The organism is Bradyrhizobium shewense, assembly GCF_900094605.1.
Taxonomy (GTDB): domain Bacteria; phylum Pseudomonadota; class Alphaproteobacteria; order Rhizobiales; family Xanthobacteraceae; genus Bradyrhizobium; species Bradyrhizobium shewense.
The window spans coordinates 57,269-71,880 of sequence record NZ_FMAI01000026.1; the positions used below are offsets into that span (position 1 = coordinate 57,269).

The 14,612-nt window shown below is 65.2% G+C and carries 16 protein-coding genes; 2 read left to right on the plus strand and 14 right to left on the minus strand.

Features of this window, described 5'->3' with window-relative positions; translation table 11 throughout:
* Positions 1-60 precede the first annotated feature (60 nt).
* The 14 genes from phoB to GA0061098_RS34450 form a co-directional block, all read right to left on the minus strand.
* The gene (phoB, locus tag GA0061098_RS34385; RefSeq protein ID WP_018316913.1) at positions 61-768 is read right to left on the minus strand and encodes a phosphate regulon transcriptional regulator PhoB; all 708 of its coding nucleotides are present in this window, start codon (positions 766-768) and stop codon (positions 61-63) included.
* Positions 769-791: 23 nt separating this feature from the next.
* Positions 792-1,508, minus strand: a complete 717-nt coding sequence (gene phoU, locus GA0061098_RS34390) for a phosphate signaling complex protein PhoU (protein WP_038946908.1) — start codon at positions 1,506-1,508, stop codon at positions 792-794.
* A gap of 11 nt (positions 1,509-1,519) precedes the next feature.
* On the minus strand, positions 1,520-2,338 hold the full coding sequence (gene pstB / locus GA0061098_RS34395) for a phosphate ABC transporter ATP-binding protein PstB (RefSeq protein ID WP_028139784.1): 819 nt from the start codon (positions 2,336-2,338) through the stop codon (positions 1,520-1,522).
* On the minus strand, positions 2,335-3,186 hold the full coding sequence (gene pstA / locus GA0061098_RS34400; protein ID WP_091965843.1) for a phosphate ABC transporter permease PstA: 852 nt from the start codon (positions 3,184-3,186) through the stop codon (positions 2,335-2,337). The genes pstB and pstA overlap by 4 nt, the downstream gene beginning before the upstream one ends.
* A 4-nt stretch (positions 3,187-3,190) precedes the next feature.
* Positions 3,191-4,180, minus strand: a complete 990-nt coding sequence (gene pstC / locus GA0061098_RS34405) for a phosphate ABC transporter permease subunit PstC (RefSeq protein WP_165637792.1) — start codon at positions 4,178-4,180, stop codon at positions 3,191-3,193.
* Positions 4,181-4,321: 141 nt separating this feature from the next.
* Positions 4,322-5,335, minus strand: a complete 1,014-nt coding sequence (gene pstS / locus GA0061098_RS34410; protein WP_091965895.1) for a phosphate ABC transporter substrate-binding protein PstS — start codon at positions 5,333-5,335, stop codon at positions 4,322-4,324.
* 150 nt (positions 5,336-5,485) lie between these two features.
* Positions 5,486-6,778, minus strand: a complete 1,293-nt coding sequence (locus GA0061098_RS34415) for an ATP-binding protein (protein ID WP_091965845.1) — start codon at positions 6,776-6,778, stop codon at positions 5,486-5,488.
* 58 nt (positions 6,779-6,836) lie between these two features.
* Positions 6,837-7,892 carry a putative bifunctional lysylphosphatidylglycerol flippase/synthetase gene (locus GA0061098_RS34420; protein WP_028139780.1) on the minus strand — a complete coding sequence of 352 codons (1,056 nt, stop codon included), beginning with the start codon at positions 7,890-7,892 and terminating at the stop codon, positions 6,837-6,839.
* A 429-nt stretch (positions 7,893-8,321) separates the two neighbouring features.
* Positions 8,322-8,753 carry a GNAT family N-acetyltransferase gene (locus GA0061098_RS34425; RefSeq protein WP_091965846.1) on the minus strand — a complete coding sequence of 144 codons (432 nt, stop codon included), beginning with the start codon at positions 8,751-8,753 and terminating at the stop codon, positions 8,322-8,324.
* A gap of 19 nt (positions 8,754-8,772) precedes the next feature.
* A complete protein-coding gene (locus GA0061098_RS34430; protein ID WP_091965847.1) occupies positions 8,773-9,000 on the minus strand; it encodes an Rdx family protein in 228 nt (75 codons plus the stop codon).
* An 11-nt stretch (positions 9,001-9,011) separates the two neighbouring features.
* Positions 9,012-9,917: a haloalkane dehalogenase gene (locus GA0061098_RS34435; protein WP_091965848.1), complete on the minus strand. Its 906-nt coding sequence runs from the start codon at positions 9,915-9,917 to the stop codon at positions 9,012-9,014.
* Positions 9,914-10,504 carry a TetR/AcrR family transcriptional regulator gene (locus GA0061098_RS34440; protein WP_091965849.1) on the minus strand — a complete coding sequence of 197 codons (591 nt, stop codon included), beginning with the start codon at positions 10,502-10,504 and terminating at the stop codon, positions 9,914-9,916. The genes GA0061098_RS34435 and GA0061098_RS34440 overlap by 4 nt, the downstream gene beginning before the upstream one ends.
* Positions 10,505-10,603: 99 nt before the next feature.
* A complete protein-coding gene (locus GA0061098_RS34445) occupies positions 10,604-10,900 on the minus strand; it encodes a hypothetical protein (RefSeq protein WP_165637786.1) in 297 nt (98 codons plus the stop codon).
* 2 nt (positions 10,901-10,902) lie between these two features.
* Positions 10,903-12,297, minus strand: coding sequence for an OmpA family protein (locus GA0061098_RS34450; protein WP_091965851.1), 1,395 nt, complete (start codon positions 12,295-12,297; stop codon positions 10,903-10,905).
* A gap of 164 nt (positions 12,298-12,461) precedes the next feature.
* On the opposite strand from GA0061098_RS34450, the gene GA0061098_RS34455 reads away from it, so the two are divergent.
* Together GA0061098_RS34455 and GA0061098_RS34465 are read left to right on the plus strand one after the other, a co-directional pair.
* Complete coding sequence (locus GA0061098_RS34455; RefSeq protein ID WP_091965852.1) at positions 12,462-13,520, plus strand: polysaccharide deacetylase family protein; 1,059 nt, start codon at positions 12,462-12,464, stop codon at positions 13,518-13,520.
* 252 nt (positions 13,521-13,772) lie between these two features.
* Entirely contained in the window at positions 13,773-14,582 is an 810-nt protein-coding gene (locus GA0061098_RS34465) for an SDR family oxidoreductase (RefSeq protein WP_091965854.1), read from the plus strand.
* Positions 14,583-14,612: the final 30 nt, after the last annotated feature.

Consider the following 14,612-nt stretch of genomic DNA (forward strand, 5'->3'; position numbering starts at 1 on the left):
ATTGTCCGGGACGACACTGAGGGTGGGGCGGCAGCCCACCAAACCCAACGCCTGCAAACCTTACGTCTGCTCTGCCTTCGCGAAGCGATCGTCGAGCGCGTAGCCGGCGCCGCGGACGGTGCGGATCGGGTCCTGCTCGCGGCCGAGATTGAGCAGCTTGCGCAGGCGGCCGATATGGACGTCGACGGTGCGCTCGTCGATGTAGATGTCACGGCCCCAGACGCTGTCGAGCAGTTGCTCGCGCGAGAACACGCGGCCGGGATGCTCCAGGAAGAACTCCAGCAGGCGATATTCGGTCGGACCGAGATCGATCGGCCGGCCCGAGCGCGCCACGCGGCGCTTGTCGCGGTCGAGCTCGATGTCGCCATAGGCCAGCACTGTCGCGAGCCGCTCAGGACTGGCGCGCCGCAGCAGGCCCTTCACGCGCGCCAAAAGCTCCGGCACCGAGAACGGCTTGACGATGTAGTCGTCGGCGCCGGTCGCAAGTCCCCGCACCCGCTCGCTCTCCTCGCCGCGCGCGGTGAGCATGATGATCGGCAGCTGCTTGGTGTCGGGCCGCGTGCGCAGGCGGCGGCACAGCTCGATGCCTGACAGGCCCGGTAGCATCCAGTCGAGCACGATCAGGTCCGGGATGTGTTCCTTGAGGCGGGTGTCGGCGTCGTCGCCGCGCATGACCGTCTCGACGTCATAGCCGTCGCCTTCGAGGTTGTAGCGAAGCAGCTCGGTGAGAGCTTCCTCGTCCTCAACCACCATAATGCGTGCGCCCATCGGGTCGTCGCTCCTTCAAGTCTTCAGGTATTCGGGACCGTCGTGGCGAAGGTGGTCATGTCGCCCTTCGGCCGCTTGTCGGTGATCGCCTGGCCCTCGATCATGTAGAACACGGTCTCGGCGATGTTGGTGGCGTGGTCGCCGATCCGCTCGATGTTCTTGGCGCAGAACATCAGATGGATGCAGAACGAGATGTTGCGCGGATCCTCCATCATGTAGGTGAGGAGCTCGCGGAACAGCGAGGTGCAGATCGCGTCGACTTCCTCGTCGCCCTTCCACACCGCCATCGCCGCCGGCAGATCATGTGCGGCATAGGCGTCCAGCACCGACTTGACCTGCTGCTGCACGAGGTCGGTCATGTGCTCCAGGCCGCGGAAGAGTTTCAGCGGATGGAAGTCGGTCTCCAGCGCGGCGACGCGCTTGCCCATGTTCTTGGCGAGGTCGCCGATGCGCTCGAGATCGGTCGCAACGCGCATGGCGCCGACGATCTCGCGCAAATCCACCGCCATCGGCTGGCGGCGGGCGATGGTGAGCACCGCGCGTTCCTCGATGCGCTTCTGCAGCGCGTCGAGCTCGGCGTCGATGGTGACGACGCGCTGGCCGAGCGCGACGTCGCGGCGGATCAGCGCGCCGACGGAATCGACGATCATGCGCTCGGCGATGCCGCCCATCTCGGCGACCAGGCGGGTGAGCTCCTGGAGGTCGGTGTCGAAAGCTTTTGCGGTATGTTCAGTACCCATGTCGCGTCTCCTCAGCCGAACCGGCCGGTGATGTAATCCTGCGTGCGCCGGTCGCTCGGCGACGTGAAGATCTTGCTGGTGTCGTCGAACTCGATCAGCTCGCCGAGATACATGAAGGCGGTCTTGTCGGAGACGCGCGCCGCCTGCTGCATGTTATGGGTGACGATCGCGATCGTGTAGTTCTCGGACAGTTCCTGGATCAGCTCCTCGACCTTGGCGGTCGAGATCGGGTCGAGCGCCGAGCAGGGCTCGTCGAACAAAATCACTTCGGGGCGCACCGCGACGGTGCGGGCGATGCACAGGCGCTGCTGCTGGCCGCCGGAGAGCGACAGGCCGGAGGCGTTGAGCTTGTCCTTGACCTCGTTCCACAGCGCGCCGCCGCGCAACGCCTTCTCGACGCGGTCGTCCATCTCGGATTTCGAGATCTTCTCGTAGAGGCGGATGCCGAAGGCGATGTTCTCGTAGATCGTCATCGGGAACGGCGTCGGCTTCTGGAACACCATGCCGACCCGGGCGCGCAGCAGATTGAGGTCGAGCCTGGGATCGAGGATGTTGGTCTGGTCCAGCATGAGCTGGCCGGTGGCGCGCTGGCCCGGATAGAGGTCGTACATCCGGTTGAAGATGCGCAGCAGGGTCGACTTGCCGCAGCCCGACGGGCCGATGAACGCCGTGACGCGGTTGGCGCCCAGCGTCAGGTTGATGTTCTTCAGCGCGTGGTGCTCGCCGTAATAGAAATTGAGATTGCGCACCGTCACCTTGGCCGGGGCTTCCGGCAGCGGCTGCGAGGCCAGATGAGCGTTGGAACTCATGGATACGGACAGGTCGGTCATTTTGCAGTCCTCTCGGCGCCGACGATGCGCGCGCCAATGTTCAGGGCAAGCACGGTGAGCGTGATCAGCAGCGCGCCGCTCCAGGCCAGCTGCTTCCAATAGGCGTAGGGGCTCTGGACGAAGTTGTTGATGGTGACCGGCAGGTTGGCCATCGTCTTGTTCAGGCCGAGGCTGAAGAACTGGTTCGACAGCGCGGTGAAAAGCAGCGGCGCGGTCTCGCCGGCAACGCGGGCGGTGGCGAGCAGCACGCCGGTGATGAGGCCCGATCGGGCCGCACGATAGGCGATACGCTTGATCACCAGCGAGCGTGGCAGACCGAGCGCCGAGGCCGCCTCGCGCAGGGGATTCGGCACCAGCAGCAGCATATCCTCGGTGGTGCGCAGCACGACCGGGATCACGATGACGGCGAGCGCCAGGCTGCCTGCGATCGCGGAGAAGCCACGCATGGGCACCACCACCGCGCCATAGATGAACAGGCCGATGATGATCGAGGGCGCCGAGAGCAGGATGTCGTTGATGAAGCGGATTACCGAGGTCAGCCGGTCGTTGCGGCCGTATTCGGCAAGGTAGGTGCCGGCGAACAGGCCGAGCGGCGCGCCGATGCCGACGCCGATCAACGTCATGATGATCGAACCGACGATCGCGTTGCGCAGGCCGCCTTCAGTCGAACCCGGCGGCGGCGTATCCGCGACGAAGATCTCAAGATTGAGGCCGGCCAGGCCGTTGAAGAGCAGCGTGATCAGGATCAGCGCGAGCCAGGTGACGCCGAAGGCGGCCGCGGCGAAGCAGAGCCCGCGGATGACGATGTCCTTGCGGCGACGACGCGAATAGATCGGATTGAGCGCCATGACGTTACTTCCCCGCCTTCTTGTCCAGCCGCATCAGCATCAGCCGCGCTGCGGCCAGCACGAAGAACGTCAGCACGAACAGCAAGAGACCGAGCAGGATCAGGCCGGACTGGTGCAGGCCGTCGCTCTCGGCGAATTCGGATGCGATCGCCGCCGAGATCGTGGTGCCCGGCGCGAAGATCGATGAGGAGATGCGGAACGAATTGCCGATGATGAAGGTCACCGCCATGGTCTCGCCGAGCGCGCGGCCCAGCGCCAGCATGACGCCGCCGATGATGCCGACGCGGGTGTAGGGGATCACCACGCTGCGGACGACTTCCCAGGTGGTGCAGCCGACGCCGTAGGCGGCCTCCTTAAGCACCGGCGGCACCGTCTTGAACACGTCGACCGAGATCGAGGTGATGAAGGGCAGCACCATGATGGCGAGGATCAGCGCGGCGTTGAACGTGCTGAGATAGGACGGCGGACCGGCGAAGATCGCGCCCAGCACGGGCACGCCGTCGAAGATCCTGATCATGAAGGGCTGGAAGGTGTTGGCCAGGAACGGGCCCAGCACGAAGAAGCCCCACATGCCGTAGATGATCGAGGGAATGCCGGCGAGCAGCTCGATCGCCATGCCGATCGGGCGGCGCAGCCATTGCGGGCAGAGCTCGGTGAGGAAGATCGCAATGCCGAGACCGACGGGAATGGCGATCAGCATCGCGATGAAGGAGGTGACGAGCGTGCCGTACATCGGTCCAAGCGCGCCAAGCACGGGCGGATCGGCCGACGGCGCCCAGCGCTGCGTCCACAGGAAGGAGAAGCCGTATTCCTTCATCGCCGGGAACGCGCCGACGATCAGCGAGACGATGATGCCGCCGAGAATGAGGAGCACCGAGATCGCGGACAGCCGCGTGATCCAGTAGAAGGTGACGTCGCCGAGCTTGAACGCGCTCAAGGCCTTGGCGCGGTCATACGGTCCGGCGTCGTCGATTACATCGCTCTGAACGACCATTTCTGCCACGCCGATCCCCTGTGCCCGATAATATACGCTTGTTGTCAGTCTTTTTGTCGGTCTCGCGCTCCGGACGCGGCGCGCGCCGATCCGGAGCGGAAGTTTTTCGAGCTCCCGGAGTGATGTCCGGGACAGGAGCGCTCAGCTCTTGATCTCGGCAGCCCAGGTCTTCTCGATCAGGGTCACGACGCCTTCGGGCATCGGGATGTAGTCGAGCTCTTCAGCCGCCTTGCCGCCGCTCTTGAAGGCCCAGCGGAAGAACTTGATGGCTTCCTGCGAGGCCGCCTTGTCGGTGGCATCCTTGTGCATGAGGATGAAGGTCGCCGCCGTGATCGGCCATGACTTCTCGCCGGGCTGGTCGGTCAGGATGACGTAGTAGCCAGGCGCCTTGGCCCAGTCGGCGTTGGAAGCGGCCGCCTGGAAGGCTTCGACGGTCGGCTGCACCGGCTTGCCTGCCTTGTTGATGAGACCGGTATAGGTCAGCTTGTTCTGCTTGGCATAGGCGTACTCGACATAGCCGATCGAGTTCTTGGTCTGGCTGATGTTGCCCGACACGCCTTCGTTGCCCTTGGCGCCGACGCCGACCGGCCACTCGACCGCGGTGCCCTCACCGACCTTGCTCTTCCAGTCCGCACTGGCCTTGGCGAGATAGTTGGTGAAGTTGAAGGTGGTGCCCGAACCGTCCGAGCGGCGGACCACGGTGATGGCGTCCGAGGGCAGCTTCAGATTCGGATTGAGCTTCTTGATCGCGGCGTCGTCCCATTTGGTGATCTTGCCGAGATAGATGCTGGCGAGCGTCTCGCCGTCGAACACCATCTCGCCGGGCTTCACGCCCTCGAGGTTGACGACGGGGACGATGGCGCCCATCACCATCGGCCACTGGACGAGGCCATCCTTCTCGAGCTGCTCGGCCTTGAGCGGCGCGTCGCTGGCGCCGAAGGTCACGGTCTTGGCCTGGATCTGCTTGATGCCGCCGCCGGAGCCGATCGACTGGTAGTTCAGACCGTTGCCGGTCTCCTTCTTGTAGGCGTCAGCCCATTTGGAATAGATCGGGAACGGGAAGGTCGCACCGGCACCGGTGATGTCGGCAGCAAAGGCCGCCGTCGTCGAAGCGGCGACCATGCCGGCAGCGACGATCGTTTTGAGGAAATTCATGCTGGTCTCCATACAGGGGAGCGAAGCGCCAACCGCGCCCGATCGCGCTCCCCGCGCCGCCCCTTTAGGAGCGGTCGGCTGTGCTTTTACGAAGGTTTCGTGACAGTCGGATGACACACTCAAGCGATTGAAATCGCTGGAGTTTCAGGTCTAAACTAAAGTCTTAGCCTGGGGAAAACAGGCGGTAAAAGTGGCGCCCTGCCGGGGCACACTTTCGATCAAAAGCCGGCCGCGATGGCGGTTAAGAATATGTTTCACCAGCGATAATCCGAGCCCCGTGCCGCCCTGCGAGCGGCTGTCGCCGACGTCGACCCGGTAGAATCTCTCGGTCAGCCGCGGCAGGTGCTCGGGCGCGATGCCGGGGCCGAAATCGCGGACCATGATCCGGATTTCCTGAGTTCCATCAGTGGCCGCGGCTGGCGTCAGCGACACGATGACGCGTCCGCCGGAGGCACCGTATTTGAGCGCGTTCTCGATCAAATTCTCGAACAGGCGGAGCAGCTCCTCACGGTCGCCCGCGATCATCACCGGGCTATCAGGAAGATGGATCTCGACCTCGACCTGGCGCTCGCGCGCCAGCGGCTCGAGCCCGTCGGCGACCTGGCGGATGATTGGCAGCAGGTCGACCAGGGTGTCGGGCCGGACATGGGCCGACAGCTCGACCCGCGACAGCGACAACAGATCGTCGATCAGGCGCGCCATGCGGGTGGCCTGGTTGTGCATGATGCCGAGGAAGCGCTCGCGCGCCTTGGGATCGTCCTTGGCCTGGCCCTGCAGCGTGTCGATGAATCCCGACAGCGCGGCCAGCGGCGTGCGCAGCTCGTGGCTGGCATTGGCGACGAAGTCGGCGCGCATCTCCTCCACCCGGCGCAGCGGCGTCTGGTCGTGGAAGGTCATCAGCATGCATTTGTCCGCGCCGCCGAAGCTGGTCGGCACCGGCACCGGCGTGATCATGAGCTCCAGCCAGCGGTCGACCGGGACGTGGTCGAGATAGGTCGCGCGCCGCGGCTCGGTGGTCGCGATCGCCTCGCGCAGCGCGGTGATGATCTCCGGCGAGCGCAGCGCGAACTGGGCGAGCTCGTTCCGGCGCAGCGCCGGCGCGAGCTGGGCGGCGGCGGCGTTGAGGTGGATGACGCGGCCGGCGCGGTCGAGCAGCACCGCCGGATCCGGCATGCCGGCGACGACCGCGGCCACCGCCGCGCTCTCGACCGGGTTGATGCGCCTGACATCGTCGCGCGAGGCGGCGGGATCATGCAGCCGCCACGGGACCAGCGCGGCCGCCGCGATACAGAGGAACACGATCGCGGCGTGCAGCGCCGACAATTCGCCGAGCGAGACGACGACGGACAGCGCCAGCGCCGCGGCGATCAGGATCACGGTCGAATGCCGCAGCCGGTCGGACCAGGGCTGGGCGGAGGGAGAAGATGGGGCGTCGATCGCCATCGGGGCGGACTTCTCCTGGGGCTTGTCTGAAGGCCTGTCCAAATAAGGCTTGGCGCCGTCAGGCACCGCTGTCGCTGCGCTCTCTCACATAAGCGGCTTCACGCGCCGGGCCGGGGTCGAGCTTGAGCGCCGCCTGCTGCAAGCGCTTCGATCGTGCGCCGATGATAACTTCGCGAAACGTCAGCAAGATTACAGATATGACGAAGGGCGACAGATAATAGAGGACGCGGAACAGCAGCATGCCGCCCAGAAGTTCCTCGCGATCCATCTGCCAAAGACCGACCAGCATGGCGGCGTCGAACACCCCGAGCCCACCCGGCGAGTGGCTGGCGAAGCCGAGCAGGGTGGCCGAGACGAAGATCACCGCGACCACCACGAAGCCGAGATTGGGCTCGTCCGGGACCAGCACATACATCGCGAGCGCGCAGAAACCGAGATCGACGATGCCGATCGCGATCTGCAGCAGCGTCAGCGGGCCGCCCGGCAGCACCACGGTCCAGGGCCCGCGGCCGACCACGCGCGGCTGGGTCCAGACCCAGACCACGTAGCCGACCAGCCCGACGATGATCATCAGCGCCAGCGCCCGGTTCAGCCAGGGCGGCAGCTGGTCGATCGAGGCGGCTGCCTCCGGATGATAGGAGATGCCGAGGCCGAGCACGGCGGCATTGCCGAGCCAGAAGGTCAGGCCGGCGAGAAAGCAGATCTTTGCGACGTCGATCGCGTTCAGCCCGTAGGCCGAATAGATGCGGTAGCGCACCGCGCCGCCGGTGAAGACGGATGCACCGACATTGTGGCCGATCGAATAGCTGGTGAAGGCCGCGAGCGCATTGATGCGATAGGGCACATGGGCATGGCCGATCGCGCGCACGGCGAACAGGTCGTAGAAGGTCAGGGTGAAATAGCCCGCGGTGACGAACAGCGCCGCCATCGCGATCTGGGTCGGCTCGGTGCTCTTGATCGCTTCGAGGACTTCGTTGAAATCGATGCCTCGCAACATGTGGTAGAGCACATAGCAAGCGATGCCGATGACCGCGACGCTGATCACAACGCCAAGCTTATGCAGGACTTGCTTCTGGCGCAGAAACGACATCGCCCTGCGTATGGCTTCCAGCATCTAGACCTCGAACAACGCTTCAGCGGCCAGGGTGGCCGGCGAACAGGCGGACGACGCACTGGCACTCAACGAACCCTCGCCGCCGGCTCCGGTATCGCGCATGCCCCCTGCCCCTCCACTAGCGCGTTTTGGGGCGAAGTGGAATTCGCCAATTCGAACAAAAACACGTGCATTCAATATTTTAGGCAGGGTTGCGGGCTCCTGATGCACGGTTTGACGCCTTCGGCGGCAGGACTTGAGGCGAATCTCCATGGCGATCCTGCGCAGGCGCCATGAAGTTTTGATGATTTCGGCCGCACAATGTTCCTTCACGCTTTAAGCCGACGTCAATCTATGGACCGCGCCCGCCTGTTGAAAGAGGGGGCAATCCCGGCCTCCGTTCGACGGGTTGTTCGATGCGCCGGAAGGCCGCGGACCCCGGGCGCAGCCTCAAGGCGCGGTCAAATAGCCGCGGCCATAGGCGCCGGCCTGATCCTCGAAGATTGCCATGGCGGTGGTCATCCGCCTGAAGCCCAGGCGTTCGTAAAACCCTTCCTTGCCCGGGACGGCGTAGAGGATGACCTTGCGATGGCCGCGGCAATGCACAAGCAAACGCTCGATAATGTCGCGGCCGAGCCCCCGCCCCTGGTGGTCCGAGTGCACGGCGACATCACAGAGATAGGCGCAGTCCCGGCCGTCGGCCAAGACGCGTCCCGCCCCCACGATGCGACCATCCTCAATGGCGAAGGCGCGAAACATGCTGTTGCCGAACACCAATGTGAGATCGGCCGGCGCCTTGTTGCCGAGCGGCGCGATGCGATAGAGCTCGGATAGCTCATCCCAGTCGATCCCGGCGAGATCGTCGGCCCAGACAATCGACATCGCGAACGCCCTCCCCGGCTCAGTCCTGCGCGGCGGTGACGGCCGCGACGATTTCGTCGCCGTCAGGAAAATGTCCTTTGCTGCGGCTGGCGACGATCCGATCGCCGAGCTTGACCTGGAAAACGCCACCCTTGCCGGGGACGAGATCGGATTCCAGCCCTAGCTGCCGGCGCAGCGCCACGGCCGCCTCTTTGGCACGCTTCTCGTATCCGCACGGCCGGCAATAGACGATGGTTACGTCGGACATCTCGTCCTCCTTCAGGCCGCCAGTTGGGGACGCACCGCTTCAACGCCGGCGATCCAGCCGGCAACGGAACGGCCGATCGCGTCGGGGTGATCCTCCTGGAGATAGTGCAGACCGGGCCCGAGGCGGACAAGCGCGCAGTGCTTCAGCGAGGCAGCGAACGTCTCGGCAAATTCGGGAGCGACGATGGCGCCCGGCTCGCCTGCGAACAGCAGCTTCGGATAGGCAGACGCCTTGAGCGACGCATGAGCCGATTGAAGCGCTTGATCGACATCGGCGGGCTCGCCGGCGATCGGCAATTCCCGAGGGAATGCAAGAACGGGACGGCGGCTGTCCGGCGTCGGAAAGGGCGCGCGATAAGGCGCCATCTCGTCTTCGCTCAAGGTGCGCATGATGCCGCCCGGCAGCACGCGTTCGACGAAGGCGTTCGCCTCCAGGATCATGGCCTCTCCCTCGCCTTGCGTCCTGAACTTGCGGAAAGCCTGGCGCGCAGGTTCGGCTTGGTGGAAATCCTGCCAGGTCGGCATCGGCCGGATGAACTCCATGAAGGCGAGGCCGCGCACGAAGGCCGGCCGGCGCGCCGCGAGATGAAATGCGAGCGCCGTGCCCCAATCCTGCGCAACGAGATAGGCTGAGCTGATGCCGAGCTGTTCGATCAACGCGTCGAGATAGCGGACATGGTCGAAGAAGCGGTAGGCGATGTCGGGCTTGCCGGACCGGCCGAAGCCGATGAGATCGGGCGCGATGCAACGCGCCACAGGCGCCACCAGCGGCAGGATGTTTCGCCAGATGTGCGAGGACGTCGGATTACCGTGAAGGAAGAGCGCGACCGGCGCATCCTGCGTGCCTGTGTCGCGATAAGCCATCGTGCTTCCCAGCACGGAGGCGCTGCGGATCTCGATCTCGGCTTGCTGGCTCATGTCGGCTCCTTGAAGACGGTCTTGAATGCGATGGACTTGAAACGCTCGAGCGCCTTGGGCGTGCGGTCGACCTTCATGCGCAGGATCGCGCCTTGCCAGGACGCGAGCAGGAAATCGGCGAGCTCCTCGGGCTCGAACTCGGAATCGATCTCGCCGCTTCTCTGCGCCTCGCCGATGCAGGCAGCAAAGGGCATGCGCCATTCGGCAAAAATTTCGGCAAGGCGGGTGCGCAGCATCTCGCTGCTGCCGGCCGCTTCCAGGCTGAGATCGCCGATCAGGCAGCCGCGTCCATAGCCGTCGGCTTCGAGCCGTCCGGTGATGATGTCGAGATAGCGCTTGAGCCGCGCCCGCGGGGTCAGCGAGGCGTCTTCAAGGGCCTCCGCGACCAATCCCTTCGTGATCTCGAAATAGCGATCGAGCACCTCCGAGGCGAACGCTTCCTTGGAGCGAAAATGATTGGTGAAGGACCCCTGCGGGGCGCCTGCCGCAGTGGTGACATCGCGCACACTGGTGCCGTGATAGCCGGTCCGGAACATGACCTTGAGACCGGCGTCGAGGATGGCGTCTTTGAGCGAGGGCTTGGGCATGGAGGAATAATACGTACGTACGTATTATTGTCAAGCGCAGCGTTGACGTCTCTCTCGACGATGTGTCCCGAACAGAAAAAGGGGCCTGGCGGCGGAGCTTCAGCCGGTCCGCATGCTGCGCGAGACCACGCGGTCGCGCAGCCAGGCGCCGATGGTGCAGCCGACCAGATAGCAGGCGAACATGATCAGGCCGAGGTCGAGCCAGTAGCCGAAGCGGCCGGGGACGACGTGTGCGAACGAGGCCGCGACCAGGGCGGCAGCAAGCGCGGCGAGCCAGCGCGCCGTCACCTTCGAGGTGCCGTTGCCGCGCTGGACCACCGAGATCCAGCCCATGCAAAAGCCCAGCAGCAGCGAGCCGATCAGCCAGCCCAGATGGAACGAGACGAGATAGGGCATCGTCACCTCACCAGGAATTCGATACGGCGGTTTTGCGCCTTGCCTTCGTCGGTGTCGTTGCCGGCGAGCGGCTGCGTGCTGCCATGGCCGACCGCAGTGAAGCGGCTGGGGGGCAAGCCGGCCTTGACCAGATAATCGATCACCGCCTGTGCGCGCTTCTCCGAGAGAGCCCGGTTGAAGCCGTCCTCGCCGTCGGCATCGGTATGCCCGGCGACCTCGACATTGGTGGTGGGGCAGCGCAGCGCCGTCTCGATCAGATGATCGAGGATGGCGGCGGAATCCGGATCGATGTCGGCCCGCTTTGCTGCGAAGCGGATCTTGCCCTTGGCCAGGAGCTCGGAGAACAATTGCTGACACACGGTGCCATCGACCGGGCCTGCCGCCGGCTTCACGGTGATCTCCGGCTTGTACTGCCAGTTTTTCGGGAAGTCCTTGCCGAGGCCTGCGCGGATGTCGTTGGCGGCCCCCTCGTAGAGCGCATCGCCCGACAGCTTCACCTCGCGGTCGGAGACGACGAGCGTGCCGGTCGACAGTCGCGACAGTGCGCCGAGGGCTGCGATCACGGCGGTGTTGAAGGAGCCGGGCGCGCCGATGCTGGCCTTGAGATTGTCGACGACCTTTTCGGTGAAGAATTTTCGCGCGGCGCTGGTGGCGATCGCCGCGTGGATGGTGTTGTCGGGAACATAGCCGGTCAGCGTCACGGTCGCGGCGACCGGATCCTTGTAGGCCTGGAAGATATAGGGCGGCGCCTTGACGTCGTTGGCGGCGATCGAAAAGCCCTCGGGCAGGTTCTTCAGCGCCGCCACGATTGCCTCGCGGCCCCCGAGATCGCGCGCCATGCCCGACAGATTGACCTTGGTGTCCGTGATCGTGATCTTGCCGTCCTTCAGCTTGCCGATCTGGTCCAGCAACAGCGTCGCTGCGGCCTCGAACCGCGGCGGTGCACCGCGCGCCAGCCCCATCTGGTCGGCCACCTCGACGCCGCCGACCTCCTTGCGGGCCGCCTCGGTCAGCCGGCCCTTCATCGACGGCAGGGGCGCGGAGCCTGACAGCGTCACCCGCACCACGTCGCGCTCGGCGTTCCAGACGAAGGGTTTGGCCTCGGGAACAAGGCGGGTCCGGTCGTCGACCAGGCGGACGCCGGGGACGGTCTCCACCGCCATCACGGCATCCCGCCGCCCCTCCTCGGAGAACGCGTCCGCGGCCAGGCTGACATCGCGGCCATCGACCGCGATCCGGGTCTTGTCCAGAACGGTGTCCTTCAGCGCAGCCGAGCTGCGGCCCGACAGGTCGGCTTCGACCGGTAAGGTATTATTCCAGGCCGCAAATCCCCACATGACGGCCAAGGGGATCAGCCCCGGCCACCATTTGCTGGCCCACTTGAAAAGCTTCTTCATTCGACGACCCGAACTCTGGAACCGGAGACAAAACAAACCCTTGGCAGGCTGTCAAACCGGAAATGGTGCCCTTGCGAAGGCCCCGCCTGGACAATCGGAATAACTTTTTCTTCAAGGGTTCTTCCGTAAGTTGAAAGCGGAATGCCAGAGTCCGCCAGCGGGTCATGAAACAACTGCGTAACAACGTCATCCGCGCCGGGCTGGGAGCACTCTATTTCAGCGGGGCGCACCACTTGCTGCGCCCGCTTTTGTCGGGCGTCGGCGCCATTTTCATGCTGCACCACGTGCGGCCGGCCCGTGAGGCCGTGTTCCAGCCGAACCGGCATCTCGAAGTCACCCCCGAATTCCTGCGCGCGACGCTGTGCCATCTGCGCTCGCGCGACATCGACATCATCAGCATGGACGAGCTGCATGAGCGGCTGGTGCAGGGCCGGTTCGACCGTCGCTTCGCTGCCTTCACCCTCGATGACGGCTATCGCGATAATCTGGACTATGCGCTGCCCCTGCTGCGCGAATTTGACGCGCCTCTGGCGGTCTATGTCGCGAGCGATTTTGCCGAGGGCACTGGACGGCTGTGGTGGACGGCGCTGGAGGCCGTGATCGCCAAGACCGAGCAGGTCGACGTCAGAGTAGGCAATTCCGCGCTGCGGCTCGATGCGACGACGCCCGCGGCCAAGCAGGCAACGTTCGACCGCCTCCACGACTGGCTGCGCGCGCTACCGGGCGAGCACGATCTGGCGCGAGAGATCGAGGCGCTCTGCACGACATACGACGTCGACATGGCAGCGCTGTGCCGCAGCCTCTGCCTGTCTTGGGCGGAGGTGAAGACATTTGCCGCCGATCCGCTGGTCACGATCGGCGCCCATAGCGTCAGCCATTGCAACCTCGCCAAGGTGGCGGAAGACGTCGCCGCGCAGGAGATCGCCACGAGCCGCGCGAGGATCGAGCAGGCGCTGCAGCGCCCCGTGCTGCATCTCGCCTATCCCTATGGCGACCGCGAGGCCGCGGGGATGCGCGAATTCGGCCTTGCTGCAACCGCGGGCTTCAAGACCGCGGTGACGACGCGGCCCGGCATGCTGTTTGCCGACAACGCCGCCCACATGACGGCGCTGCCGCGCGTCTCCCTCAACGGCAACTACCAGGACGCGCGAATCCTGCCGGTGCTGACCTCGGGCGCCGCGACCGCGATGTGGAACGGCTTCCGCCGGATCGCGGCGGCGTAGCTTCCCCGATCTCCGCCGTCGTCCCTGCGAAAGCAGGGACCCATACCGCGGAATTTATCGATTGCGTCTGGTAGAAGTACCGAACGACGAGTCATCGCCAAACCACTCCCTGTGGTTATGGGTCCCCGCGTTCGCGGGGACGACACCGCCTTGGACGGAGCGTTCTCGCGCCACACTCCTATCGCATCCCAGTGCCTTCCTTGACTCCCCACCCCTCGCCGCTCACAACGAGCGCAAACCTAGGGAGGCACCATGTTCAACGATCTGTTCTCGCTCAAAGGCCGCGTCGCGCTGGTGACCGGCGGCTCGCGCGGCATCGGCAAAATGATCGCGGCGGGATTTCTCAGCGCCGGCGCCGCGAAGGTCTACATCACCGCGCGCAAGGCGGGACCGTGCGAGGAGACCGCCAAGGCGCTCACCGCGCAATATGACGGCGAGTGCATCGCGCTGCCGATCGACATCTCGACGCTCGCCGGCGCCGAGCTGCTCGCAACCGAGTTCAGGAAACGCGAGCCGAAGCTCGATATCCTCGTCAACAATGCGGGTGCCGCCTGGGGCGCGGAATTCGACGAATTCCCGGAGAGCGGCTGGGACAAGGTGATGAACCTCAACGTCAAGGCGCCGTTCTTCCTGACCAAGGCGCTGGCCGCGCCGCTGCGCGCAGCCGCAAGCGCGGAGCGGCCGGCGAAGGTGATCAACATCGCCTCGATCGACGGCATCTTCGTCAATCCGATGGAGACCTATTCCTACGCCGCGAGCAAGGCCGGGCTGATCCATTTGACCCGGCGCATGGCGGTGAGGCTGATCTCCGACCACGTCGTGGTCACGGCAATCGCGCCGGGCCCGTTCCAGTCCGACATGAACCGCGCCGCGCGCGACCATGGCGACGAAGTCGCAACGCGCGTGCCCGCGGGGCGCATCGGCACCGACGAGGACATGGCGGGCGCCGCAATCTATCTCGCCTCGCGCGCGGGCGATTACGTGGTGGGCGCGACCATCGCGGTGGACGGCGGCATCGTCTACGCCAACCCGGGGATCAAGGGGAGCGGGTGGGATAGCTGAATGCGCGAGTAGCGAGGTAGCGAATGGCGA

Excerpts from the sequence above, each read along its gene's own strand:
- phoB (WP_018316913.1), bottom strand. The coding sequence starts at position 768 with ATGGGCGCACGCATTATGGTGGTTGAGGACGAGGAAGCTCTCACCGAG.
- phoU (WP_038946908.1), bottom strand. The coding sequence starts at position 1,508 with ATGGGTACTGAACATACCGCAAAAGCTTTCGACACCGACCTCCAGGAG.
- pstB (WP_028139784.1), bottom strand. The coding sequence starts at position 2,338 with ATGACCGACCTGTCCGTATCCATGAGTTCCAACGCTCATCTGGCCTCG.
- pstA (WP_091965843.1), bottom strand. The coding sequence starts at position 3,186 with ATGGCGCTCAATCCGATCTATTCGCGTCGTCGCCGCAAGGACATCGTC.
- pstC (WP_165637792.1), bottom strand. The coding sequence starts at position 4,180 with ATGGTCGTTCAGAGCGATGTAATCGACGACGCCGGACCGTATGACCGC.
- pstS (WP_091965895.1), bottom strand. The coding sequence starts at position 5,335 with ATGAATTTCCTCAAAACGATCGTCGCTGCCGGCATGGTCGCCGCTTCG.
- GA0061098_RS34415 (WP_091965845.1), bottom strand. The coding sequence starts at position 6,778 with ATGGCGATCGACGCCCCATCTTCTCCCTCCGCCCAGCCCTGGTCCGAC.
- GA0061098_RS34420 (WP_028139780.1), bottom strand. The coding sequence starts at position 7,892 with ATGCTGGAAGCCATACGCAGGGCGATGTCGTTTCTGCGCCAGAAGCAA.
- GA0061098_RS34425 (WP_091965846.1), bottom strand. The coding sequence starts at position 8,753 with ATGTCGATTGTCTGGGCCGACGATCTCGCCGGGATCGACTGGGATGAG.
- GA0061098_RS34430 (WP_091965847.1), bottom strand. The coding sequence starts at position 9,000 with ATGTCCGACGTAACCATCGTCTATTGCCGGCCGTGCGGATACGAGAAG.
- GA0061098_RS34435 (WP_091965848.1), bottom strand. The coding sequence starts at position 9,917 with ATGAGCCAGCAAGCCGAGATCGAGATCCGCAGCGCCTCCGTGCTGGGA.
- GA0061098_RS34440 (WP_091965849.1), bottom strand. The coding sequence starts at position 10,504 with ATGCCCAAGCCCTCGCTCAAAGACGCCATCCTCGACGCCGGTCTCAAG.
- GA0061098_RS34445 (WP_165637786.1), bottom strand. The coding sequence starts at position 10,900 with ATGCCCTATCTCGTCTCGTTCCATCTGGGCTGGCTGATCGGCTCGCTG.
- GA0061098_RS34450 (WP_091965851.1), bottom strand. The coding sequence starts at position 12,297 with ATGAAGAAGCTTTTCAAGTGGGCCAGCAAATGGTGGCCGGGGCTGATC.
- GA0061098_RS34455 (WP_091965852.1), top strand. The coding sequence starts at position 12,462 with ATGAAACAACTGCGTAACAACGTCATCCGCGCCGGGCTGGGAGCACTC.
- GA0061098_RS34465 (WP_091965854.1), top strand. The coding sequence starts at position 13,773 with ATGTTCAACGATCTGTTCTCGCTCAAAGGCCGCGTCGCGCTGGTGACC.